This window comes from Longimicrobiales bacterium, from assembly GCA_029245345.1.
Lineage (GTDB): Bacteria > Gemmatimonadota > Gemmatimonadetes > Longimicrobiales > Gaopeijiaceae > CALFPJ01.
The window spans coordinates 23,543-47,470 of record JAQWPM010000002.1 but is presented as its reverse complement, the minus strand read 5'-3'; the positions used below and the strand labels follow the sequence as shown (position 1 = coordinate 47,470).

The following is a 23,928-nucleotide window of genomic DNA, read 5'->3' as shown; positions in this document are numbered from 1 at the left end:
TCCCGCCAGGAATCCAGTCGCCACACGAGATACAACCAGCAGGGAGGAGCAGATCGATGAGATCACCTGCCCACTCCGCTGTCCTCACTCCAAGCGACTCCGCTCCATAGCTTCGCGCATGACGCTCAGGGGAGCATCACTGCCCCACCACCGTTCGAATGAGGCGGCCCCCTGCTGGACCAGCATCTCAGCCCCATCGACGGCGCGGATTCCATGCTCCTCTGCAGCACGGACGAAGGGTGTCTTTTTCTGCCCATACACGAGATCCATAGCACCGCCCACCCTCAAGAGCGGTCCGAAGTCCATAGGCGAGGCGTCTCCGGCAGCCAACCCAAGCCGGGTAGCGTTCACAACGAGGTCGAAACTCTCGCCACGCAACTTCTCGATAAGTGGTACCACGCGCGCCTTTTGGCCACCGATTCTCCGAGCGACCGCGCGCGCGCGGTCCGAAGTCCGATTGTAGATCAGGACCTCATCCGCCCCCTCCTCCAGCAATCCCATGAGGGCGGCACGAGCGGCGCCACCCGCTCCGAGCAACAACGCACGGATTCCCGTCGGAGATCCTTCGACAAAGACCTTCAGCGCTTCACGAAACCCGTCGACATCGGTGTTGTCACCATGGACCCGACCATCTTCCCCGCCCCAGAACGTGTTGCAGGCACCAGTCCGCCGTACCGCTGGGCTCGCGATATCTACAACAGCTGCAGCCTTTTCCTTGTGTGGCAAGGTGATATTGCCCCCACCCCCTGCGCGCGACAGACCCTTCATCAACCCAGTCAGGTCGTCGGCCGCACAGCGAACAGCGACGTAGACGCCGTCCATTCCGGCTTCCGCGAACGCTGCGTTCTGGATAATGGGAGACTTGGAATGCCCCACAGGATCACCCAGTAGGGTGAGGACTCGAGTCGACGCTGATACGCTCATTCAACCACCACTGGCTCGATGCGCTCGAATACGCGCTCAATGAGTTCTTCAAGAAACGAGAAGGTAAAGAGGTATTCGTCGTCGCTACCGCCGATCGGGTCCGGTACTGTCCCGCTCCCCGCAACACCGTCGGCTCCTGCCGCGAACGCGGTCAGTAGAGACGCATGCTCACCTGCTCCGAGCTGCGCGACGCGCATCAGGTGACCGGAAGACATCACGAGGACAAGGTCAGCCCAAGCTGCGACTTCATGCGTGAGTGGGGTCGCCTGATGTCCGCTGATATCGACGCCGTTCTTTTTGGCAGCCCGGACCGCACCACCGGATGCGATGTCTCCAGTATAGGCGGCCACACCAGCAGACCGGACCTCCACGTCCGTCCATCCTCGAGACGTAGCGGCCCGCTTTGCAATCGCCTCCGCCATGGGACTCCGACAGGTATTCCCGGTGCACACGAAGAGGAGGCGCAGGGCCTCCATTTTGTCAGCGGTGTTACTCATGGATCTCCGGAATCGCACAACGAAGACGACCCACCGGGACGGACCCCTCGCGTAACACAGTCGGGGGATGGGTGGTGCAATCAATGATGGTCGATGGAGCCGATTCGGGAAGAGTGCCTGCGTCCAGGACGATGACATCGGTCCGACCACAACGCCTCAGAAGCTCCATCACTTCGCTACCTGAGCGGGCTGGCGTGCTCCCGCCGATATTGGCGCTCGTCGAAGTAATCGGGCCACCCACCTCGGCAATCAGCCTAGCGACAGCGGCCTGAGGGCTCCTCCGCACTGCTACCGAAGAACCCGTCCCGTGCGCTCCCTCTGAGAAAAATCCTTGGGGATCACTCAAGACGAGCGTGACGGCGCCAGGCCAGAACACACTGGCGAGTTCCCGTGCCTCCTCCGTCCAATCGAGTTCTTGAACAGCCTCGGCGGACTCCACCAGCAAGATAAAGGGTTTTTCGTCCGTCCGGCCCTTGAGATCTCGCAGGTTCCGAATGCCCTGCTCCGACGGAAGTGAGCCAAGGCCGTACACCGTCTCCGTGGGATAAGCGACAACACCTCCCCGCTTCAGGTGCTCGCCTACAGCGGACAGATCAGCGTCAGGATCGACACGGAGGTCGATCCGTCGTAAGGCCTCAGCCACGAGCCGCACGAGCCGACAAAACCGCCTCGGCGATCCCGATATCGACTGGACGCGTGACTTTGAGATTGTCGGCACCTCCGTCGATCATCCGCACGGATCCGCCAATTCGCTCAACGAGCGACGAATCATCCGTTCCGCTGAATCGAGCCGCATAAGCCTTCCGTAACACCCCTGCGGGAAAAGCCTGCGGGGTCTGGGCATGCCACAGCACGGAGCGGTCCGGCGTGTCAGAGATGAACCCGTCCTGGCCAACACTCTTGATCGTGTCCACGGCTGGGTATCCGGCCACCGCCCCCACTCCGGTCCCAGCAACGTCGAGACATTGTGATACAACTTTGGACCGCACCAAGGGACGCGCCGCGTCATGCACCGCGATCACATCGAGATCGGCCGGGAGGGCCCCAATCGCCAACGAGACGGATTCGGTGCGACTCGCTCCACCAGCCACAACCCGGACACGTGGATCGATCTCGGTGAGCCATTTCGGCGGCGACTGGGCATCGTCGTGAGCCACTGCAACCACGATCGCCACGACCCTTGGGTCGGCCAGGAACGGCCGGAGGGCGTGCACGAGCACCGGCTCGCCGTTGATCTCGAGAAACGGCTTACGAACACCACCCATGCGTTCACCACGGCCGGCACCCGGAATCGCGACGCCGACCTTGAGGGATTCAACCGGCGTCACGGGCCGAAGCTCGGGCCGTCGTTTCCTCCTTCGGGCCCGCTCGACGAGTCTCGAGAGACCGAATCGAACCGAGTGTATGCCTTCTGGAAGAAGAGTTCGACCACTCCCGTCGGTCCGTTACGCTGCTTGCTGATGATCAACTCCGATTTCCCCTCAAGTTCTTCTCGTTGCTCCGCTGGAGCGTAGTACTCGGGGCGGAACAAGAACATGACGATATCGGCATCCTGCTCGATCGAACCGGACTCACGAAGGTCAGAGAGCATCGGCCGCTTGTCCGTGCGCTGCTCCGGACCACGACTCAACTGAGACAGCGCCACTACCGGAACATCGATTTCACGCGCAAGCGCTTTTAGTCCGCGGGAGATCTGAGACACCTCCTGGACACGACTCTCTGATTGGCCCGTTCCCGACATCAGCTGCATATAGTCGATCACGATCATGCCCAGCTCTTTGTTATCCGCACGGAGCTCGGACTGGAGCCTTCGCGCTTTCGCCCGGATTTCGAGCACGTTACAACCGGGCTGATCGTCGATCCAAATAGGGGCCGTGTTGAGGTGCCCCGCAGCCGCCGCGAGACGCTGGTGCTCCTCTTGAGACAGACGACCTCGCCGAAGTCTCTGGGCGTCGATCCGACCTTCAGCACACAGCAGTCGTTGAACGAGCTGCTCAGACGACATTTCGAGCGAGAAAATCGCGACAGGGATGGTGTGTGAGATGGCGGCGTTGGCCGCGACGTTCATAACCCAGGACGTCTTTCCCATAGAGGGACGCGCGGCAACGATGACCAGATCTCCCTTTTGGAGGCCAGTCGTCATGCGGTCTAGGTCGGCGAAACCGCTGGGTACGCCGGTGATGCCCGAGCCCGACTCTTGGAGCTTCTCGATGTGCTCGAAAGTCCGCCAGAGAATCTCCTTGATCCAGACGAAGCCGTCCCGCTTATGACTCTCGGCGACTTGGAAGATCTTCGCCTCCGCCATGTCGAGGATCTCGTCGACGCCCCGTTCGCCCTGGTCGTACACGTCCCGAATGATCTGGGTCGAGTGCTCAACAAGGCGACGAAGGAGTGCCTTGTCTCTGACGATCTTGGCGTGGTACTCGAGATTCGCGGCAGTCGGCACTGCGTCGACGAGGGCACCGAGATAGTCGAACCCTCCAGAGGCCTCCATCTCTCCGGTCTTCTTGAGTTCCTCGGAGACCGTAATGACGTCGATGACGTCACCACGCTCGAAGAGTCGGAGCATCGCCCTGTACAGACGACGATTCGCTTCACGGTAAAACATGCCCTCATTCAGAAACTCAAGAGCACGCGTTACGGCATCGCGATCGATGAGCATACCGCCGAGCACGGCCGTTTCTGCCTCCATTGAAAACGGAGGAGTACGGTCGAAGGGCGCGGGGCCGAGGTTGGGCGAGGCTTCCATCAGGGCGGGGTTGGGGCGCGAAGGGGAAGCAATCTAGCCGATACCCCGAGAGGCCGCACGGGGCGAATAAAGGTGCCTCAAGTGCTAGGAGCAAGCCCGCTTGTTAAGCGCTGCGGGAGCCGTCCATGACAGTGCGAAGCATCTGCAAATCGTCCCAAAAGGACCGCGTCCACTTGGGATTCCGGAGAAGCGCAGCGGGGTGATACGTGACCACCAACGGGACCCCTTCGTAGCTGTGAACCTCTCCACGGATCTTGCCGAGAGGGGTCTTCTCTTGCCCCGTCAGGAGCTGAGCTGAAAAAGTCCCGACCGCGAGCAACGCTTCCGGCTGCACCAGTTCGATCTGCTTTTTCAAGAACGGTGAACACGCCTCGATCTCGTCAGGCATCGGATTCCGATTCCCAGGAGGACGACACTTGAGAACGTTGGCGATATACACCGAGTCCTCTCGCGACAGATCGACGGTCGAGAGAAGCATGTCGAGGAATTTTCCGGCTGCGCCCACGAAGGGAACCCCGGTCTGGTCCTCGTTCGCTCCGGGGGCTTCCCCCACCACCATGAGACGGGCTGTCGGAGAGCCGTCCGAAAAGACCACCTGAGTACGGCTGTCGGAGAGCCTGCAGCGGGTGCAGGCCAGAGCCTGCCCCCTCACTTCCTCATAGTTGGGCGGGAGCATCGGAAGCCCTCCTACGCCTTCACTCGCAGTGGCGGCAGGAGCCGTTCGGGGCGGTGGCGACGCACCCGGGCGCCTCCTAGCGCGCCGCGCCGCGGCAGCGAGCTTCAAGGCTTCAGCTCGCGTCAGTCCATCCAAGTAGATCGAGTCGGAGCCCACCTCAACGCGCTGTCGAAGGAGGCGAGCCGCCTCTTCGAGCGGGGGCCGCTTCTCACTCAAGGTGCCTCGCTCAGACGAGCAGCGATGCGGTCCAACAACTCCTCAGCAACCGCTTCCTTTGACATCAGGGGCAGAGCCTCAGGAGCGGACTCGGTGGACAAGATCGTGACTCGATTTGTCGCTACCTCGAAGCCAGCCCCAGGATCGGTGGCGTCGTTAGCAACCAACAGATCCAAGTTCTTCGCCGAGAGTTTTTTCCGGGCGTTGGCAACCAGGTCATCGGTCTCAAGGGCGAAGCCGACTGAGAAGCTGCCCACTCTTCGCGACGCGCTTGAGTCGGCCGTGATATCCGGATTGGCCACGAGATCCACGCTCAGGTCACTACCGGTCTCGCTCCGCTTCATCTTCCGGTTCTTGGGATCAACGGGGCGGAAATCAGAGACTGCAGCTGCGAAAACATTGACGTCGCTACTTCCGATGAGTCCGTCGACGGCGTCGTGCATTTGGAGCGCCGATTCGACCGGCACGAAGTCCACCCCCACTGGGGGCTCCAACGAACTCGGCCCCGAAACGAGCGTGACCTGAGCACCTCGACGCCACGCCGCCTGTGCGATGGCATACCCCATACGTCCCGAGGAGCGATTCCCGAGGTAACGAACCGGGTCGATGGCCTCCCGGGTGGGGCCTGCGGTGATCAGCACTCTACGGCCGTCCAACGCCCCTGGACTCGTGAGCGCCCTGCCAATGTGCTCTTCGATCTGCCACGGCTCTAACATCCGCCCCGGACCCTCACCTTCGCCTACCGCCAGAGCTCCCTCAGCCGGCCCCACGATCTGGTACCCAATGTGATCCCGGAGATGGGCGATATTGGCCTGTACCTGGGGGTGGGCGAACATGCGGTCGTTCATGGCGGGAGCGATGACTACCGGTGCCCGGGTAGCGAGGAGCGTCGTACATATCAGGTCGTCCGCCCTGCCATGAGCCGCACGGGACAAAAAATCCGCGGTAGCCGGCGCAACACATACCACATCGGCATCCCGTCCCAACCTGAGATGCAAAGCGGCGCCTTCCGAAGAGAACATATCGGTCAGCGCCGTGCGCCCCGTGACACCCTCAAAGCTGAGCGGTGCCACAAATTTCTGGGCCGAAGACGTGAGGACGACGTCTACCGTCGCCCCAAGTCGCGTGAGGTCCCGCGCTACTTGAATAGACTTATACGCAGCGATCCCGCCGGTCACACCCAGAACGACGCGCCGATCCTGCCAGGGGCGTCGAGGCGACAGCGAGAGGTTCGCCACGGAGTCTCAGTCGGTCAGCGCCTTAAAGCGCTACGTCATCCTTGAGACGGCGCTTGACGAGCCGGAACTCGATCTGGCCGGAGGTCAGCGCGTCGAGTGCACGCGTAGTGAGCTTCTTTTCTTCGCCGAGCGGCATCGCGTCAGCCGGAAGCGTGTTGAGTTCACGTGCGTACTTGGCGGCCACAAGCACACCGAGATACTTGCTGTCGTTGCCGGCTGCCACCTCATCGGGGGTAAAAACCCTCATTGTCCACTCCTCATCCGTTTGCGTGTGTATACTCTTGCTCAAGGACCCGAGCGACACCAGCCCGGAAGACCTTGATATTCTCCAGCGGAACCGAAGCGGCCTTAGCGCCGTCCTGTCCCGCAACAATGGATTCGATCTCTTTTACACAGCAATCAAGATCGTCGTTGATGACAACGTAGTCGAACTCGGGCACAGCCTGTAGCTCATCGAGCGCCGAACGTAGTCGGCAAGCGACCTCTTGATCGTCCTCAGTCCCTCGGCCCTTGAGCCGTTCCATCATGATTTCGATGGACGGCGGCAGTACGAAGATCAACTTGGCGTTGGCAACGGTGTTTCGGATCTGACGCGCGCCTTGCACGTCGATATCGAGCACAACGTGCTCACTTCGCGCGGCCGCTTCATCCAATTGTGAGCGCGGAGTGCCGTACAGATGGCCGTGTACGGTGGCCCATTCGACCAAGGCCCCGTCTTCGATCATCGCTTCGAACGCTGGTCTGTCGACGAAGTGGTAATCCACCCCGCTCGTCTCTCCTTCACGAGCCGGCCGAGTCGTCGCCGAAATCGAGAATACGAAACGCTCTGACGTGTCGACAAGCCGCCTTGCGAGGGTGGTCTTGCCCGTTCCGCTCGGGGCAGCGAGAACAAGTGGTGCTGCCCGACTCACTCGACGTTCTCCACTTGTTCGCGGACGCGCTCCACTTCTTGCTTAAGCGCTACGGACGCCTGCGAGATCTCCGCGTCGTTCGCCTTCGATCCGATGGTGTTGGCCTCCCGATGCATCTCTTGGATGAGGAAACCCAGTCGTTTTCCGACGGGCTCTGAGGCGTCGCCTGTGAGCGCTTCTCGAAAGAGCTCAATATGAGAGCGAAAGCGGACCAGTTCTTCGTTGATATCCCACTTCTCTGCCAAGTAGGCGATTTCCCGCGCAAGACGGTCCTCGTCTACCTCGGTCTGTTCCGCCAACTCCTTCACAGCTTCTCGGAGACGGTCCCGCTCCGAAATCAGCCGCTGTGGCGCCCTCTCTTCGATCTTGTCGAGCGCGTCGCTCATGGCGGCCATCCGACCTTCGAGGTCCGCAGCGAGCCGCTCCCCTTCCGCTTCGCGAAACGACTGGACCGACAATGCCGCAGCTTCCGCAAGCTGTTGGACGACCTCGGGCTCGACGCCGGCAGTACGGTCCTGCTCAGGAGCACGGAAGACTTCACTGAAGCGGGCCATGAGGGACAGATCGACCTCACCTGGCACACCAAGCTCAGCTGACATGTGCTCAAGGGCCGCTTGAATCTGCTTGGCACGCTCGATGTCGACTTTGGGCGCTGACTCCTCCGCGGATGACGCTCGGTCAAGTGTCATCGAAGCACTGATGTGCCCTCGTGACAGGTACCGCTTCAGCGCTTCAGTGATGTCCCGCTCGAACTTGTCGAAGCCGTGGGGCGTCTTGATGCTGGTGTTGAAGTAGCGGTGATTCACCGTCTTCACTTCCAGCCTCAATCGACCTGCGGGCGATTCCCGCTCGGCTTCACCGTAACCGGTCATACTCCGGATCATATCAGGCCTCCACAGAGCCGGATAAGGTAATGCCTGGGTCGTGTCGCGTGGAGGACGGGCGAAGCGGTCAATTGAACATCGTCCAACGAATCCCGTACATCGTCCGTGTAATCGGCAGCACTCGCCCAGGATAATGTTGTAGCTCCGGCCGCCTCGAGAAATTGTCCCAGGCGATGAATATCTGGACGGTCACGATGCGAACCTGCATGCGGGCGTACCAATTCTGGTAGAACGGGACGGATTCGAGGGGCACGAAGCCTTCCGCGTCTTCCTCACCTAGAAGTGGGAGCATCATCGGATCGTGACCGCGCACGCCGAGTGTCCACCACCACTCCAAGTTTCCACCCTTGTACACCCGATGGAAATCGAACGAACCCCGGTAGATCTGCTCGGGCACGTAAGCCCCTGGCTCTTCCCACTGCTGCAACGATCCCTGCAGGCGAAGACCCGTCATGGGTGTTGGCAGGCTGGCCCACGCCTCCCATCCCTTCCGCGTGGCACCCTCCAGGAACAAGCCATTCGTGTTGGGGGCAAGCCCGATGGGTGCAAACGAGTCGGCCTGCACCTCTAGGCGTGCTCCAGAAACAGAAGCACCCAGGAGTGACACAGTGGCGCCGTAGCGGGTCCCCGTTCGGTCCGTAACGCCGAAAAGGCGACCAGGATCAAACGGTTCCGCGGTCTCACTCTCAGCAGATACAGCAGTCGAATCGACCGCGGGGTCGACGTCTAGGAGCGGAAGGGTTCGGAACCCAAAAGTCCCGGATTCTTTGGAAGCGAACAGAGACAGCACGCCACCGATCGGTTCCGTCCACGCCCGTATGCGATTGGCCGCTGTCGACTCACCAGCCCACGAGGCCTTCGAGAGATCGGCGGCGAAGCCACCAACACCCGCCCGGTGGAAGCCGCCCTGCGCGTCGAGTCGGCTCGTAAGAACGTCGTCTCCTCCGAACGACCGATACTCGCCTCGGGCCCAGGCACCGGACCGTTCGAGCCCCAGTCGGACGCCTCTCTGCGTGCGACTCCCGCCTTCTCGCTCATAGACGTCCCGCTCGTCTCTGACGAGGTGGCTCGACTTGCCGGTGTACGCCTCACCGACAACACCCTCGGCCAGCCGCGCACGACCTCGAATCGTCCAGTCAGTTCGAGTCTGGGACGAAGGGAAGATGTCGAGATCGCTATCTGTCCCGACGCGTCGCAGCTCCATCGCCAACCCGGCATCGTCCCCACGATGGAGCTGATATCGCACCCAGCTGGCCGTCCGACCTCCAGACTCGTCTCCACCCGGACCCCGCGTATCCAAACGTTCTAGCCCCAGAGCCACACTTCCACCGATGGCGGTGGGATCCGCGTACGTCCCCCGGAACATGTTGGTCGCCAAATCACCCGTACCAGCTTCCACGAGCGAATAGGGGAGACCCTCCAGATATTCATGGGACCACATCTCGATGCGCACCTCAGCGAGGCCACGCTCGACGCGAACACGTCGGATGCCGGCCAGGCCGATCCGAGCGAGATCGACCACTCCTCCCTTGAGAGCATAGACTTCGAAACCGTCGCGGAAGACCCGATAACCGCCACCTCCTGCCCCGAACGCTGTGACGGACGCCGGCGAACCGTAGTCGCCGCCTAGGAGGACGATGAGCCCTGGTACTTCACCGATCAGCTCCGGTAACGTGCTCGCGGTGGACGCGTGGATTTCGCTGAGGTCCCAGTCCCAGACCCCAGACTCCCAGCCTTCCGGGATCCCGTCCGAGAAGTCGGGGAGGTTGTAGAAGATCGTGTCCGCAGAGACCGAATCGGGCACAGCGACGACAGCGAGAGAATCCAAGCCGAGGGAGTCGGCACGAAGCGAATCGAGGAGCAGTTGGGCACTATCCGCTGGCAGGCCTGTGCTATCCGGGGGAGTCACCTGAGCAGACACCCGCGAGAGCCCCACCACACAGAGCAGAAATGCGAGCATTCCGGAACGTACGAACGCCCCGATCCGTTTCCAGAATCGGGGCGTCACTGCACGATTACCGAGTCGATTCACCCGGCGCGGCTCCTGACCCACTGGACTAAGAGGCGAGTCGGGAACCCGTACCCGCCCTTTCTCAGGTAAGGTGCCGACCCGTCACCGTAAGCCGTTCCAGCGATGTCGAGATGGGCCCATTTGGTATCGCCCACGAACTCGGACAAGAAACACGCTGCGGTAATGGACCCACCTGGACGTCCGCCTACGTTCATCATGTCCGCGGTCGTACTCTTGAGCTGTTTCTTGTATTCCGGCCAAAGCGGAAGCTGCCAGCAGCGTTCGCCGCTGACTTCGCCCGCCTCGATCATCTCCGCGATGAGTTCATCGTCGTTCCCGATCACGGCCGCGGCGTGATGGCCGAGTCCAATAACCACAGCTCCGGTGAGCGTGGCACAATCCACCATGGCCGCCGGGTTCATCTTCGCGCCGTACGCCAGGGCGTCCGCGAGAATGAGCCGGCCTTCCGCATCGGTGTTGATGACCTCGACGGTCTTGCCACCCAACGTGCTAATGACGTCGCCAGGCTTAACCGCGGTCCCTGAGGGCATATTCTCGGCCGATGGAACGATCCCGATGACGTTCGCTTGGACACCTAGAGCGGCGATCGCCTGCATGGCCCCGATCACGGCGGCTCCACCGGACATGTCGAACTTCATGTCCTCCATGCCTCCCGGCGGCTTGAGGGAGATCCCTCCGGCATCGAACGAGAGGCCCTTGCCGACGAGCACAAGCGGCGGGTCACCTTCGTTGCCGCCTCGGTGCTCCATGACCACAAGCCGGGCTTCTTCCGCAGAGCCCCTCGAGACCTCGAGGATGGCGTGCATGCCTTCCTGAAGCAGGCGTGCCTCATCGAAGACCGTGACGCTCAGGCCAGCCTCAGCCGACATCCGCGCCGCCTCGTCAGCGATGTGGGTCGGGGTGGCGACGTTCCCGGGTCGAGACTGCAAGGTGCGGGCGAAGTTCTCACCCGCTCCGATCGCCGCACCGACCGAGACAGCGACTGCATCACCGTCGAGGACGTCGACTTCCGTGACTTCCGTGCAGTCCGGGTCTTCTTCCTTGAGCTCGGTGAACCGCCAGGCGGCCAGAGACGCCCCCTCAGCGGCCGATTGACTCGCCACTTCCTTCGAAATTCCAGAAACACCATCGAGAGAGATGCTCAGCGAACTCAGGCCAAGCCGCTCAGCAACTCGAACGGCGCGTCCGGCCAACCGTCGAACGGATTCCCCATTCACGTCGTCCGCGTCCCCAAGTCCCAGCACGACGACCCGAGCCGCGACATCTTGCGAACCATAAAGGAGCAACTCGTCCTTCTCGCCCCCTTTCAGATCCCCCGCTTCGACAGCGGCGGTGATCGCGCCTCCGAGTGCCGCATCGAGTTGCGCAAGCATACCCGAAGAAGCGTCTGCTCGCTTCGTGATTCCGATGGCGAGAAGAGGCGTGACGTGGGCGGCCGTATCGGCGTCAACGTGACGGAGCTGCATTAAGATTCGCCTTTGCCTTATTGGAGTTTGGTGGGGGGGAGGCCCCTTATTTCACGAAAGAGGCGGCTTCGTTCCATCACGCTTCAATGCCCTCTGCTGTCGCAAGCACCAGCTGATCAACAACGGTCTTCAGGTCACTGGTACGCTCAAACGTAGCAAGCTGCCGATCTGCACTGGTGCCTTCTTCCAGAATTTTGAAGACGTATTCAGCCCCTTCCCGGGTGCCCAGGTCGTCCAGAACGTCATCGATCAGGAATTCCGGATCCTCGATACCAACGTGAACGTGCATCCAGAAGATCAGGTTCTTCCGGGCGAAATCTTGGAGGTCCTGCTCCACCCCGAGATAACGTTCGAGCGGGGTGATTTCCTGATCCATCCAAGACGAGAACAGATGCGTTCCCGCAGCAAGAACTGTCAGGCCATCCCTGGCAGCTCGGTCGATCACCACCTTTCGCAGACGCCGTAACGCTCACCTCTGATCTCGGCAGGCGTCTGACATACGGAGCGATCGACCTCAACGACGGACTGGTGAAGCTCCGGCTTAACCCCTTCGACAGAGATATGCCCGTCTTCGAGAATCTGTGTGATGTAGGACTTGAGCTCGCCAGTCGCCGGATGGACGATCGGGTATTCCTCTTCGACTCCGAGCGTAAGGGACGGATCTTTCATGAAGTCTCCTTTCGGCCTCTAAAGTCCTTCAATGATCGCGTTGAGCGTCCCACTAGGGCGGAGCGATGCCCCGGCTCGCTGAGCATCAGGCATATAGTACCCTCCAACGTCCTGTGCGGGCCCCTGAGCCTCGTTGAGCTCCGCGACAATCGTCGCCTCCTGTGCGGTAAGCGCCGACGCCACGGGGGCGAAGCGCTCCGCTAGCGCACCGTCCCTCGCCTGTTCAGCAAGCGCCTGGGCCCAGTACATGGTCAGGTAGAACGTGCTGCCCCGGTTATCGAGTTCTTTCACCTTCCGCGAAGGTGAGCGGGCGTTGTTGAGATACTCAGCAGTTGCCGCATCCAGGGCGTCACCGAGAACGAACGCGCTCGCGTTGTCGAAGTTCTCACCCAGGTGCTGGAGCGAGGCAGCTAAAGCCATATACTCGCCAAGCGAGTCCCAACGGAGGTGTCCTTCAGCCTCGAACTGCTGCACGTGTTTCGGAGCGGACCCACCTGCCCCGGTCTCGAACAAACCGCCACCGTTCAGGAGCGGAACGATGGACAGCATTCGGGCGCTTGTCCCGATCTCTAGGATCGGGAAGAGGTCCGTCAGATAGTCGCGAAGCACGTTCCCGGTGACTGAGTTCGTGTCCTCGCCGCGACGAATGCGCGCGAGCGAGAACGTCATCGCATCAACGGGGGCCATGATCTGGATGTCCAGGCCTTCGGTGTCGTGATCCGGCAGGCAGACATGGATCTTCGCGATGATCTCGGCATCGTGCGCTCGATTCTCGTCGAGCCAAAAGATCGCCGGGACCCCGGTGGCACGGGCACGATTTACGGCCAGCTTCACCCAGTCCCGCACGGGCTCGTCCTTAGTCTGGCAGGCACGCCATACATCACCTTCCTCAACCACATGCTCGATCAACAGAGTGCCCTCAGCGTCGAGGACCCGAACGCTTCCACTCGATGCGATCTCGAACGTCTTGTCGTGCGAGCCATACTCTTCGGCCTTCTGCGCCATGAGCCCGATGTTCGGGACACTGCCCATGGTAGACGGATCGAGCTGCCCGTTCGCCTGGCAGTCCCGGATAATCCCGTCGTAGATGCCGGCGTAGCTCGAATCCGGAATAACGGCCTTTACGTCCTGTAGCTGTCCGTCTGCGTTCCACATGCCGCCCGAGTCGCGGATCATGGGAGGCATCGACGCATCGATGATGACATCGCTGGGCACGTGCAGATTCGTGATGCCCTTGTCCGAGTCGACCATCGCGACGCCTGGGCGAAGATCGTAGGTCGCCGCGATGTCGGCCTCGATCGTGAATCGCTGCTCCGACGGTAGCTCCGCGATCTTCGCGAGCACGTCACCGAAGCCGTTGTTCACGTCCACTCCGAGCTCGTCAAAGGTGGCTCCGTGTTTCGCGAAAACGTCTTCGAAGAAGACCCGAACCGCATGCCCGAAGATGATGGGGTCGGAGACCTTCATCATGGTCGCTTTCATGTGCAGGGAAAAAAGCACGCCCTGCTCTTTCGCGTCCTCAATCTCTGTCCGGAGGAAGTCGACGAGGGCCGCCTTGCTCATGAACGTGGCGTCCAGGATCTCACCTGCCAGCAACGGAAGCGACTGCATCAAGACGGTGACGGTCCCATCGTCTGCCACGTGCTCGATGCGTGCGGTCGTCGCGGTCGATAGCGTGACGGACTTCTCATTCTTGCAGAAGTCGCCCTCACTCATCGTGGCCACATGGGTTTTCGACACCTTCGGCCAGGCCCGCATACGCGGCGGATTCGCCCGCGCAAACTCCTTCACGGCCTTGGGGGCACGGCGGTCCGAATTCCCCTGTCGCAGCACAGGGTTAACCGCACTGCCCTTCACGGAATCGTAACGTGCCTGGATGGCACGTTCTTCGTCCGAAGAGGGCTCGTCCGGATAGTCAGGGAGCCCATATCCCTTCGCCTGAAGCTCCGCGACACAGGCTTTCAACTGAGGGATCGAGGCACTGACGTTCGGCAGCTTTATGATGTTGGCCTCCCGGGTCTCCACCAGCTGGCCAAGTTCCGCCAAGTCGTCCTGGATCCTCTGCCCCTCTTCGAGGGAGTCGGGGAACACCGACAAAACCCTACCGGCGAGCGAGATGTCACGGGTCTCAACCGGAACCCCCGCGGCCGCAGCGAACGCACGTACGACCGGAAGAAAAGCATGGGTCGCTAGTGCGGGGGCTTCATCGGTCCACGTGTAGATGATCGAAGGTGACTGGCTCATGAAAGTCGCTGGGATTAGACGCGGGGTGGCGGTCCGGAGCGGTGAGGGCACCGGGAGAGCGGGCAGTGTGGGAGCCACCCGACTCAGAGACAAGTGGCGGACGGGAGGTCCCGGTATTCGTCAGCTTCGCTCGTCCAACTCCGCCCAGCGCGTGAAGGCTTCGTCAATCTCTTGAGCCAGTAGCGCGGAGCCCTCGAGAACGGGTCGAGTTTCGTCCTGGGAGCCCTGGAAGAAGACCGGGTCTGCCATGCGGTCATGCAGCCCCCGGAGCTCGGTCTCCATGGCTTCGATGCGAGCGGGGAGCATCTCCCACTCCCTCTTCTCCTTGTAGGAGAGCTTCTTGTGCCTATCTGGGGCGGTACGATTTCCGTCGCTCGCCGGGACTCCCTTCTTCGGCTTATTGAGCGGCGGTTCAGTTGCCTGCGCTGCGCTGCGCGCCACCGTTCGCTTCCAGTCCGAGTACCCGCCGACGTACTCCTTCACCTTGCCCAGGCCTTCGAAGACGAGGGAAGACGAACAGAGATTGTCTAGAAATGTCCGGTCGTGACTCACCACCAATACGGTCCCAGAAAAATCGAGAAGCCGCGCCTCGAGCAATTCCAGCGTCTCCGTGTCCAGGTCGTTCGTGGGCTCATCGAGCACGAGGACGTTCGCCGGCTGTGTGAAGAGTCGGGCCAACAGGAGGCGATTGCGCTCACCACCAGAGAGATTTCGCACGGGCTCTCTCGCCCGTTCGGACGAGAATAGGAAATCGGCCAAATAACTCATGACGTGCTTCCGGTCGCCATCTAAAACGACGAACTCGTTCCCAGCGCCAATCGTGTTTGCGACCGTCTCCGATTCATCGAGCTGCTCTCGGTGTTGGTCGAAGTAGGCCACATCCAATGAGACACCGTGCTTCACCGTGCCCTGGTCGGGCTCGAGTTTACCCAGGAGGAGGTTCAGAAGCGTCGTCTTCCCACACCCGTTCGGGCCCATGAGACCGATCTTGTCACCGCGCATGATCGTGGTGCTCAATCCTCCTACGAGCAGTTCATCGTCGTAACCGAAGGTGACGCCTTCAACTGTGATGACCTTCGAGCCGGATCGCTCCGCCCTCTGGATGCTCATGTTCACCTTACCGGCTCGCTCCCGACGCTCGGCCCGCTCTTTTCGCAGCTTCTTGAGCGCGCGAACCCGCCCCTCGTTACGCGTACGTCGAGCCTTGATGCCCTGGCGAATCCACTCCTCCTCCCGGGCCAGCACCTTGTCGAACAACGCCCGCTCTTTGTCCTCGTTGGCGAGGAGTTCTTCCTTGCGCTCGAGGTACGTCGGGTAGTTGCACGACCACGAGGTGAGCCGGCCGCGATCCAACTCGACGATGCGGGTCGCTAGTCGTTGCAGAAACGCCCGGTCGTGGGTGACGAAAAAGAGGCTGCCCTGGTATCGCATCAGAAACGACTCGAGCCATTCGATGCTCTCGACGTCCAGGTGGTTAGTGGGCTCGTCGAGCAGCAACACATCTGGCTCGGCGGCCAACGCTCGGCCTAGGAGCGCACGCCGCCTCTGTCCGCCGGAGATCTCTTGGAAGGGCTTGTCGCCGTCCAGTTCGAGAAGTGAACAAAGCCGTTGGACTGGATGATCGTGGTGTTCCCCGCCCCGGAGCCCCGCCCGGATGACCTCGTCCACCGTCCCGTTCTCATTGGCATCGATCTGTTGGCCGAGCAGAGCGACCCGCAGACCGGATTCGTAGACGACGACTCCGTCGTCCGGCGTAGTAGCACCCGCGAGGATGCTCAGCAGCGTCGACTTCCCTTCGCCGTTGCGACCCAACAGGCCTACCCGCTCACCACGCTCAATATGCAGCGTGGCGTCTTCCATGAGTGTACGCCCCCCGAAAGCTACACGGAGGTTTTGGGCGCTGATGAGAGCCATTTACGAAAAACTGAGGACGGGATGCGTTGGAGCGGGCCGGCGGCCCAGCAAGCGGGAAGATCACATGAAACGGGTCGTGCGTAAGGTCGAGCGCGTCGGCAAAAAAACGGGGTGGGCATCCGAAGACACCCACCCCGTGATTCAATTCGTCGATCGGTCGTCAGCGTACCTGCAGTGACGTCGACACGGTCCCACCTTTCTGCGACACGTACTCGACGGTCATCGACCCGGAGCCGCGCACGAGGTATTCGATCGTGCGCGTCACACGTCCGGGCGCCCCACTCCGGATCATGATCCGATTCAGATCGTTTTGGTCGATCATCTGCGTCGGACCCGGGCGGACCTTGCTCGCGACCCACCCCGCTGCCACGACCTCGACACCCCCGGACACGTTGATGATATCCGGCGCCACGACCCGGTTGTCCCGCGCCTCTGCCGTAACCGTCGGAATCAATCGCTCGTTCGTGATGTCCACCCGGACCTTGTACAGGTCGCCGCCGACACGCTCGACGGAGGTCTCACCCATCGACATCATGGGCATCATGTCGGCGTGATAGAGTGTGAACGCCATGTTGCGATGGAAGAGCTCCATGCTCATGAAGCGCGGGTTCACCCGACCGGAAAGTTTCTTCCAGCCACCCATCTCGACTTGCCCGTACTCCGGGTGATCGAACGGTGCCCACTCGACGTACTCGTCGCCGTGCTCAAGGAGATCGTCGAAGAAGAAGCGTGAACTTTGACCCGAGATCGGGCTGTTCTGATCGCGCTGCTGTTCCTGGAGAAGCGGGCTGTTGAAATACTGCCCGCTGTTCCACAACTCATTCGAAAACGAAACGATGCCGAGGCCGTCGTTCGTCCAGTCGATCGAGCCGCCGTGGACCGTGTAGAGCCCACGCCAGATCACATAGTAGTTGTAATACGGCAGCATGCGCTCGCCCGTCTCCCCGAGTTCGTCGTAGACACGGATGTCCGACGCCGGGTAGTCGCCATACCACGCAGATCCCGGTGGCCGCAGAATCATGCCGCCCGAATTATGAAACGACTGGAAGCCCGCGATGTTCGGCCGTTCCACCATGAAGTCGTTGATGGCACGCGCTTCGGGCAGCCGGAACGGGTAATCCATGCTCCCGCCCTGGATGTAATTAGGCTGCCAGTCCGCACCGTAGTTTCGGTTCGGGTCGTAACCACCGACCGGATCCTCATTCGTCCGCCCGTCGCCATCGTCGTCGATGCCCTCGGACCCGAGAAGCTCCCAGTCGCCCGTTTCACCTGGGCCCACCGGCTGCATGAACCGCGAGTCGGTCGGGTCGAGTCGGAAGCTCCCCTGGCCTGGCACGTACTTGCGGATCTGTTCGATCACGCCGTTGCCGTTGAGGTCGTTCGGGCCATCCTCGTCGGTCAGTCCATCGCCATCCGAGTCGACCGGGATGTGCCCAGTCCTGGCTCCTGAACCCGTACCGTCTAGGAAGTAGTCGCGCCCGTCCGGATTGACCGTCGGGAGAATGTGGAAGACGCGCTCGTCGACGAGTCGTTTCACCTCGTCGATGCTGTCGTAGTTCTCCATGAGGTACCAGATGGTGTACAACGCCACCTCAGCACCTTGGATCTCGTTTCCGTGCACGTTGGCCTCAATGAACATCCCCGCCTTACTCGACTCGGCGCCGGTCCGCGGGTTGTTGATGGTCATGAGCCACATCTCGCGCCCGCCGTAGCTTTCGCCAATCGACTCGAGCGTGAGGAATTCGGGCCAGGTTCGCTGCATGAGTTGCATGCGCTCCCCGATCTCGTCGTGATCGAGCCATCGGTCCCAAGTGAGGTCGAGCCGGTGTTCCGGGTCCGAGCCTCGCTGCTGCGCTTCGAGCGCAGGTGTCGTGAGCAGAGCCGCCGCAGTCATCGCAATCACCGCGCCGACGAGCCGTTTCATTTCAATCGTCTTCATCGGTCTACCTCAACGTCACGGTGGCGGAGTCGGACCCACCCTTCTGGGCCCGCAACCTGATTTCAACACTCGAACCTGCGGCACCCTGGATGACCCAGGTGACACGTTCGGTCGTTCCAGAACCATCGAGTTTCTGAATCCGATGAGTCTTCGCCGCACCTGTAAGAATGGCGTCGGGATCGACCTGGATCTGAACCGTCACCGGATCGACCGACCTCGAAACCACGCCGTGCTGAAGTGAAGACGGGAAGCGTCCCGTATTCGTCACATCCGCCGTGATCGTGAAGACACCACCGCCGTGGGCTTCGACCTCCGTGTTCGAAATCCGCACACGCGGAAGCATCCCGGACAAGTGCGCGATGAACTCGCCGTGCTTCATGCCGAGGTCCGCGAGGTCACCCGCGGGCGGGTTCGTGATGACCTCCGGCCGGAACCCTCCGATCTCCACCGAGCCGAGGTCCGCGTGCTCATATGCGGCCCAGGGTACGAAGGCATCGAGGCCGCCAGCTTCGTAGGCATTCAAGACCCGGGCGTCACCGGAGTCATCTTCAGCGTCTTCTTCTCCACTAGGAAGCGCCCACCCTGGCGTTGTGAAGGACGGCACACCGAAGTGGAAGTAGCCGTACTGAAAAAAGGCGCCGTGGGCCTCACGGTTCAGCGCGACTTCCGTCACGCCAGTGATCTCACGGTACGCTTCCGAGACTGCCTTGAAGTACTCCTGGTCTGCGCTGTTCACCGTCATCAACGGACGCCGACCGGACGACGGATCGTTGTCCGCGCCGGGCTGCGCACCACGAAGCCGAAGGCCGCCCTGCTGACGTGGGACCGGGTAGTTGCCGATGTCCCAAAGGTCGTTGTTCGACGATGCCGCAAAGTCCTCGAGCGCCAGCGAGATCCCCGTAGCCAATTCGCCTCGGCTGTCTGGCGCCGTGACCAAATTGTCCGAGTGCCCGAACGTCACGATCGCCGCGATGTTGCCGGCCTCAAGCACGAAGTCCATGAGCGCTCGCGCTTCAGGCTCGCTCACCATGTTCGGTCCTGCGTCGCGCTCCCAGTACGGGTAGTCGTGCTGGAAGGACCGATCGATGTCGACCCCACCTGACGCATCTTCATTGATGAAGCCATCGCCGTCGTCGTCCACCCCTTCCCAGTAGACGGCGTGCGTGCCGGTCTCACCAGCTGCGGCATCGGCCTGCTTCATGAGGCGCAGATCGTCCGGGTCGATCATGTATGGACCCATCGGGTCGAGAACGCGCATCACTGTGATGACGCCGTCACCATTGAGGTCGTTCGGTCCGTCCTCGTCCGTGCGGGCGTCGTTGTCGTCGTCGAAGGCCAGTGTGTTGCCTGCGGCACCGGTATGTGGGCCGTCGAACTTCGCCTCTGCACCGTCCGGATTGAGGCGCGGCACTACATAGATCACATGCTCGGCCAGATCCGCTTCAGAGGCTCCCGCACCGGTCAGATAGCGGACGGCCTCGAGCGCCAGTTGGCTTCCGACCAGGTGATCACCCGAGAGGTTCCCAACCACAAGCACCCCGGGTCGTTGCGCCACCGGAGGCCCAGAGGGATCCGCGATGGTGACCATCCACACGTCGCGTCCTTGATGGGACGTACCGAGCGAAGTAAGGCTCCCGAGGTTCGAGGAGCCCGTCACCGAGCGTAGCTCACGAGTCAGGTCGTCGAAGTTCAAATACGAGGCGCTCTGCCCCGAAACGCTCAATGGCAAAGTTGCCAGAGCGAGCATGGTTGATGCTGCAGCGACCCACCGGCCGCGTCTCCAGTCGTTCCGCACAATCCTCTCCTGTTGGCAGTGGAGCCGCAGGTTACGAGGGAAGTGATGGGTGGGCCAGGTTCGCTCCCCAAAATCTGATTTAGGCTTTGCTTGCGACCACAAAATCTTCGGCTTATCTTCGGTTCTGTGTTCGGTGTTTCTTCGGTTTATGATCCCCGGTTACCGGCGTGTGGTGTGGCGGGCAGGACGTGGTGAACGCGGGTGCCGGGGATCGTTGTCTCTGTCCATTTCGGTTGATAGGTAGGCCCATCCGGCTATGTCACGACTCCAGTCACGGTTGCAAGATTTTCAAGGGACTCCCACCCACGCAGAGAGCCTCTACGGAAGTCTGGTAGGGCTCGTTGTCCGCGCCATGGCCCGATATCGTAGGCGGCGCGCCGAAGGCATAGCTGTAGCTACGCCAAGAAGCGCCAACGACCGAGATCGGGCCATGCCGCGGGCAACCTTCACCCCAAATGCCCTTTCACCTTCATGGTTGTGGCGCAGGGGGGTCGCGGCCTCATACGTCGTCTCTCCTCCTCACCGTAGCTATGGCTACGACTCGTCGTCGTTCCTTGTCTGAGCCTCGCGAGCCCCCAGCGCGAGCCCTACCAGACTTCCGTAGAGGCTCTCTCGGTCGCGGGTGGGGGCTAGGCCTCTCCACCTTCAAATCCCTCGCCACCGACGAAGCCACCGGATGGTTCACCAACGCATCCTCCTTCAACCGGGCTGCGGGAAGTCGCCAAGCCCTCTGCCTGTGGCTCCCAACCTTCGAGCTGCGACTCGAATTGGTACGCTCCCCCGAACTCGACAGCACTTCGGTCGCGCTCCTCTCCCCGGGCGAGACCACACGGCGCACCATTTGGCAGGTCTCCGAACGGGCACACGAAGCTGGAGTACGTCCCGACCAACTGGTGTCTCAAGCGGTCTCGCTCTGCCCTTCTCTCACACTGCTCGAGCCCGATCCGGCGCACTACGACTCAGCCGTCAACTCGATGCTCGAGCTGCTCGCCGAGATCACGCCGGTCATCGAGCCGGCCGGCCGAGGGCGTGTCTTCTTGGGCATGGACGGATTGGGGCGCCTCTTCGGCTCTCCCACCCGGCAGGCGAAGCGTGCGCTGCACACACTCTTTCGAATCTTCCCCGCCCCACTCGTCGCAGCAACTCGGGCGGGCATGGCTCCCGGCAAGTTCGGAGCTTGGGTCGCTGCAGCCTCGGCACGTTCCGGAGAACCGGTCACAATCACCGAGAACGAGCTGGTCGCTTTCCTGGCTCAATGTCCGGTGAATGCACTCCCAGTAGACCCGCTCATCATCCAGCGCCTGGAGCGGCTCGGCATCGAAACCCTGGAGGCGCTTCGCCGTTTTCCGGAACCCTCTCTGATCGCACAGTTCGGGCAAGAAGGCCGGAGCGCGTTGGCGTGGGCCCTGGGACAGCGCATCGACCCGGTACGCCCCTGGCACAAGCCGAAGCCGATCCGCGTCTCGCTCGATTTCCCCAACCCGGTGGGCATGGTTCCCACGCTCCACGGCGGCCTCGACCGACTCGTGGAACGTGCCCTCTCTCGTCCAGAGCGCCGTGGGCGCAGCGTAACGAGTGTGCGCATGGGCGCACGATTGGAAGGCGGAGGTTCTTGGTTCGTGGAGACGGTCCTGCGCGAACCCACATCACAGCGCGATCGCATCGCATCTCCCCTGCGCATGAAGATGGAGATCTCCCCTCCACCCAAAGCCGTCGAAGCACTCGTTGTCGAGTTCACCCAATTCGGCGCCCAGAGCACACAAACCGGCCTCTTCGATCGTCGGGACGAAAATGGGCGCAATGTCGCGGGCAGCGACCTGGCTCAGGGCGTCGTGCCGCACTCTCTCCGGGATGCAGTGAAGGAACTCAAGCTCCGGCTGGGCCACTCCCCTCTCTTCCGCGTGGTCGAAGTCGATCCTTGGTCACGCATCCCCGAACGCCGCCACGCACTTTTGAGCTTCGACCCATGAGCGACACGCCCCGACTACGACCTCTTGGTCAGCCCAGCCTTGTCGACGTCCGCACGGACGAACGGGGTGAGCCCGTCCATGTGCGCATGCGAGGAAAGCCGGCTCGGCAAGTCGAGGCGATTCAAGAACACTGGCGAATCGACGACGAGTGGTGGCGGCAGCCCATATCCAGAGAGTACCGTGCCGTCATTCTGAGTGACGGCAGGAACATCACCCTCTATCACGACCTTCTAGACGGACTCTGGTATGCCCAACGGGGCTGACCCACAGATCACCCGAATTCAGCCACGCCGACCGCGTGGCCTCAAAGTCCTCATCCATCTCTCCGAGGGCGAACCTTTCGAGGTCATGCTCGAGGCCCTGGAGAAGAGCCAGCTCTGGCCGGGCGACACACTCACGGCCAAGAAGAAGCACCAACTCATCGAGTTGGACGAGACCGTTCGTGTCCGAGATGCCGCACTGAACCTCCTTTCGTACAGCGCACGCACACGCACCGAGCTCTCACGCAGGCTCCGCCAGAAGGGCTTCCACCACGCTCGAATCGTCCCGTGCCTGGATCGGCTGGAGGAACGAGGCTTTCTCGACGACCGCGCGGTCGCGGAAGCATTCATCCGCGATCGACTCAGGCACCGGCCCAGGGGTCGCTCCCGACTCCGATCTGAACTGCGCGCTAAGGGAGTGGACGCGGAAACAGTTCAGGGTGCCATCGAAAAGGTGTTTGAAGACGAAAAGGTCACCGACCTCACACTCGCCGACCAAGTCGCACGAGGATGGGTCACGCGACAGGGAACGAAGATCCTCGACGCATTACACTCGGACGACCGTGACGTCCGGAACAAAGCGCGCCGGAGACTTCACGGTTACATGGGACGTCGCGGATTCGGCGGCGCTGCATTGTCCGAAGCGATGCGCATCGCAACGGAACTCGCCAAGGAGTCAGCCGACGGCTGACCGCCGTTCCGTGATCATCGCGCGCGCGCCGTGTTCGATTTCATCCGGATACGCCGCACCGATGTTGGCGCACACGGAACGGGCGACCTCCGCAAAAAGCGTCGCCATACGATCTAGCTCTGCCCAGCCGGCCTCGCCTTCCCAAGACAAAATCCGTGACTGAGCACGTTCGACGAGATCCACCGGCAACACCTGCGTGACTCCCCTTCCATAAGGGCCACCCGGCTGAGACCAGCCGGTCACGACACCCGCCATCCATTCCAGCATTCGCCGCAACAGTCCATGCCTCATGACCGACTCGGCGCAATAACTCGCGGCCAATGGCTCCCCACGCAGGAGCTCTTTCGACACGACGAGCGCCTCCCACCAGAACTCCTCAATGTCTGCCTGGACTTGTTCGGACGTCGGAGGCCGGCCGGCATACCCACGCCCAAAAGGCGGCACCATGGATCCCGTGACGTTTCCTGGGTCGTAGAGCACCTGGTATCCGGCATCGATCCAAGGCGGCAATTCGGGCAGATACGAAATCACACGAAGTATGTCCGCCGAGAAAAGCGAAAAGTCGATGCGACTGCCATCCGTGTATTGGACCCATCGCGATCGAACCACCTGCCCCAACTCAACTCGCACCGTCGGTAGCGACACCAGCACGTCCCCGAACTCAGCGAACCACTGCTCGTCTTGAAGCGCGTCAGGGTCGTTGAGCACGAGCACGACGTCCCAATCCGAGAGATCGTCGAGCACTGCACCTCTCCGGGCCCGAGAGCCCAGGAGAATCGCGGCGGTCACTTCTGGCCGCCCCGCGCACCACTGTTGAATGGCATCGATCATGGGGCGGAAGGTAGGCCGCACC

At 61.7% G+C, this 23,928-nt stretch carries 22 protein-coding genes; 3 read left to right on the top strand and 19 right to left on the bottom strand.

Going from position 1 to position 23,928, the window contains the following annotated elements; all coding sequences use genetic code 11:
- Window positions 1-84 precede the first annotated feature (84 nt).
- From aroE to P8L30_00140, 18 genes are all read right to left on the bottom strand, one after another.
- Complete coding sequence (aroE, locus tag P8L30_00225) at window positions 85-924, bottom strand: shikimate dehydrogenase (GenBank protein MDG2238631.1); 840 nt, start codon at window positions 922-924, stop codon at window positions 85-87.
- Window positions 921-1,421, bottom strand: coding sequence for a low molecular weight protein arginine phosphatase (locus tag P8L30_00220; protein ID MDG2238630.1), 501 nt, complete (start codon window positions 1,419-1,421; stop codon window positions 921-923). The genes aroE and P8L30_00220 overlap by 4 nt, the downstream gene beginning before the upstream one ends.
- Window positions 1,414-2,064, bottom strand: a complete 651-nt coding sequence (locus P8L30_00215) for an L-threonylcarbamoyladenylate synthase (GenBank protein MDG2238629.1) — start codon at window positions 2,062-2,064, stop codon at window positions 1,414-1,416. The genes P8L30_00220 and P8L30_00215 overlap by 8 nt, the downstream gene beginning before the upstream one ends.
- The gene (gene ispD, locus P8L30_00210) at window positions 2,057-2,749 is read right to left on the bottom strand and encodes a 2-C-methyl-D-erythritol 4-phosphate cytidylyltransferase (GenBank protein MDG2238628.1); all 693 of its coding nucleotides are present in this window, start codon (window positions 2,747-2,749) and stop codon (window positions 2,057-2,059) included. Before ispD ends, P8L30_00215 begins: the two co-directional genes overlap by 8 nt.
- Window positions 2,746-4,170 (bottom strand): replicative DNA helicase, encoded by a 1,425-nt coding sequence (gene dnaB, locus P8L30_00205; protein ID MDG2238627.1) that lies wholly within the window; start codon window positions 4,168-4,170, stop codon window positions 2,746-2,748. Before dnaB ends, ispD begins: the two co-directional genes overlap by 4 nt.
- A 103-nt stretch (window positions 4,171-4,273) precedes the next feature.
- On the bottom strand, window positions 4,274-5,062 hold the full coding sequence (locus P8L30_00200) for a uracil-DNA glycosylase (GenBank protein ID MDG2238626.1): 789 nt from the start codon (window positions 5,060-5,062) through the stop codon (window positions 4,274-4,276).
- Window positions 5,059-6,300, bottom strand: a complete 1,242-nt coding sequence (gene coaBC / locus P8L30_00195; protein ID MDG2238625.1) for a bifunctional phosphopantothenoylcysteine decarboxylase/phosphopantothenate--cysteine ligase CoaBC — start codon at window positions 6,298-6,300, stop codon at window positions 5,059-5,061. The genes P8L30_00200 and coaBC overlap by 4 nt, the downstream gene beginning before the upstream one ends.
- Before the next feature lie 22 nt (window positions 6,301-6,322).
- Window positions 6,323-6,547, bottom strand: a complete 225-nt coding sequence (locus tag P8L30_00190; protein ID MDG2238624.1) for a DNA-directed RNA polymerase subunit omega — start codon at window positions 6,545-6,547, stop codon at window positions 6,323-6,325.
- A gap of 10 nt (window positions 6,548-6,557) precedes the next feature.
- Entirely contained in the window at window positions 6,558-7,211 is a 654-nt protein-coding gene (gmk, locus tag P8L30_00185) for a guanylate kinase (protein MDG2238623.1), read from the bottom strand.
- Window positions 7,208-8,095: a YicC family protein gene (locus P8L30_00180; protein ID MDG2238622.1), complete on the bottom strand. Its 888-nt coding sequence runs from the start codon at window positions 8,093-8,095 to the stop codon at window positions 7,208-7,210. The genes gmk and P8L30_00180 overlap by 4 nt, the downstream gene beginning before the upstream one ends.
- A gap of 67 nt (window positions 8,096-8,162) precedes the next feature.
- Window positions 8,163-10,127 carry a Plug domain-containing protein gene (locus P8L30_00175; GenBank protein ID MDG2238621.1) on the bottom strand — a complete coding sequence of 655 codons (1,965 nt, stop codon included), beginning with the start codon at window positions 10,125-10,127 and terminating at the stop codon, window positions 8,163-8,165.
- Window positions 10,124-11,593 carry a leucyl aminopeptidase gene (locus P8L30_00170; GenBank protein MDG2238620.1) on the bottom strand — a complete coding sequence of 490 codons (1,470 nt, stop codon included), beginning with the start codon at window positions 11,591-11,593 and terminating at the stop codon, window positions 10,124-10,126. The genes P8L30_00175 and P8L30_00170 overlap by 4 nt, the downstream gene beginning before the upstream one ends.
- A 76-nt stretch (window positions 11,594-11,669) precedes the next feature.
- On the bottom strand, window positions 11,670-12,038 hold the full coding sequence (locus P8L30_00165) for a glutamate-cysteine ligase family protein (protein ID MDG2238619.1): 369 nt from the start codon (window positions 12,036-12,038) through the stop codon (window positions 11,670-11,672).
- Entirely contained in the window at window positions 12,035-12,262 is a 228-nt protein-coding gene (locus P8L30_00160) for a hypothetical protein (GenBank protein MDG2238618.1), read from the bottom strand. The genes P8L30_00165 and P8L30_00160 overlap by 4 nt, the downstream gene beginning before the upstream one ends.
- Before the next feature lie 18 nt (window positions 12,263-12,280).
- Window positions 12,281-14,506 carry an NADP-dependent isocitrate dehydrogenase gene (locus P8L30_00155; GenBank protein ID MDG2238617.1) on the bottom strand — a complete coding sequence of 742 codons (2,226 nt, stop codon included), beginning with the start codon at window positions 14,504-14,506 and terminating at the stop codon, window positions 12,281-12,283.
- A 120-nt stretch (window positions 14,507-14,626) separates the two neighbouring features.
- Window positions 14,627-16,420 (bottom strand): ATP-binding cassette domain-containing protein, encoded by a 1,794-nt coding sequence (locus P8L30_00150; protein ID MDG2238616.1) that lies wholly within the window; start codon window positions 16,418-16,420, stop codon window positions 14,627-14,629.
- A 160-nt stretch (window positions 16,421-16,580) separates the two neighbouring features.
- On the bottom strand, window positions 16,581-18,359 hold the full coding sequence (locus P8L30_00145) for a M14 family metallopeptidase (GenBank protein ID MDG2238615.1): 1,779 nt from the start codon (window positions 18,357-18,359) through the stop codon (window positions 16,581-16,583).
- A 4-nt stretch (window positions 18,360-18,363) separates the two neighbouring features.
- Window positions 18,364-20,154 (bottom strand): M14 family metallopeptidase, encoded by a 1,791-nt coding sequence (locus tag P8L30_00140; GenBank protein MDG2238614.1) that lies wholly within the window; start codon window positions 20,152-20,154, stop codon window positions 18,364-18,366.
- 530 nt (window positions 20,155-20,684) lie between these two features.
- Here P8L30_00140 and P8L30_00135 point away from each other — a divergent pair.
- From P8L30_00135 to P8L30_00125, 3 genes are read left to right on the top strand one after another with little or no spacing between them, the layout of a single operon-like run.
- On the top strand, window positions 20,685-22,124 hold the full coding sequence (locus tag P8L30_00135) for a DNA polymerase Y family protein (GenBank protein ID MDG2238613.1): 1,440 nt from the start codon (window positions 20,685-20,687) through the stop codon (window positions 22,122-22,124).
- Window positions 22,121-22,387: a hypothetical protein gene (locus P8L30_00130; protein MDG2238612.1), complete on the top strand. Its 267-nt coding sequence runs from the start codon at window positions 22,121-22,123 to the stop codon at window positions 22,385-22,387. The genes P8L30_00135 and P8L30_00130 overlap by 4 nt, the downstream gene beginning before the upstream one ends.
- Complete coding sequence (locus tag P8L30_00125; protein ID MDG2238611.1) at window positions 22,371-23,075, top strand: regulatory protein RecX; 705 nt, start codon at window positions 22,371-22,373, stop codon at window positions 23,073-23,075. The genes P8L30_00130 and P8L30_00125 overlap by 17 nt, the downstream gene beginning before the upstream one ends.
- Here the strand turns inward: P8L30_00125 and P8L30_00120 are convergent.
- Window positions 23,061-23,906, bottom strand: coding sequence for an aminoglycoside 6-adenylyltransferase (locus tag P8L30_00120; GenBank protein MDG2238610.1), 846 nt, complete (start codon window positions 23,904-23,906; stop codon window positions 23,061-23,063). The two genes, P8L30_00125 and P8L30_00120, sit on opposite strands and share 15 nt — an antisense overlap.
- Window positions 23,907-23,928: the final 22 nt, after the last annotated feature.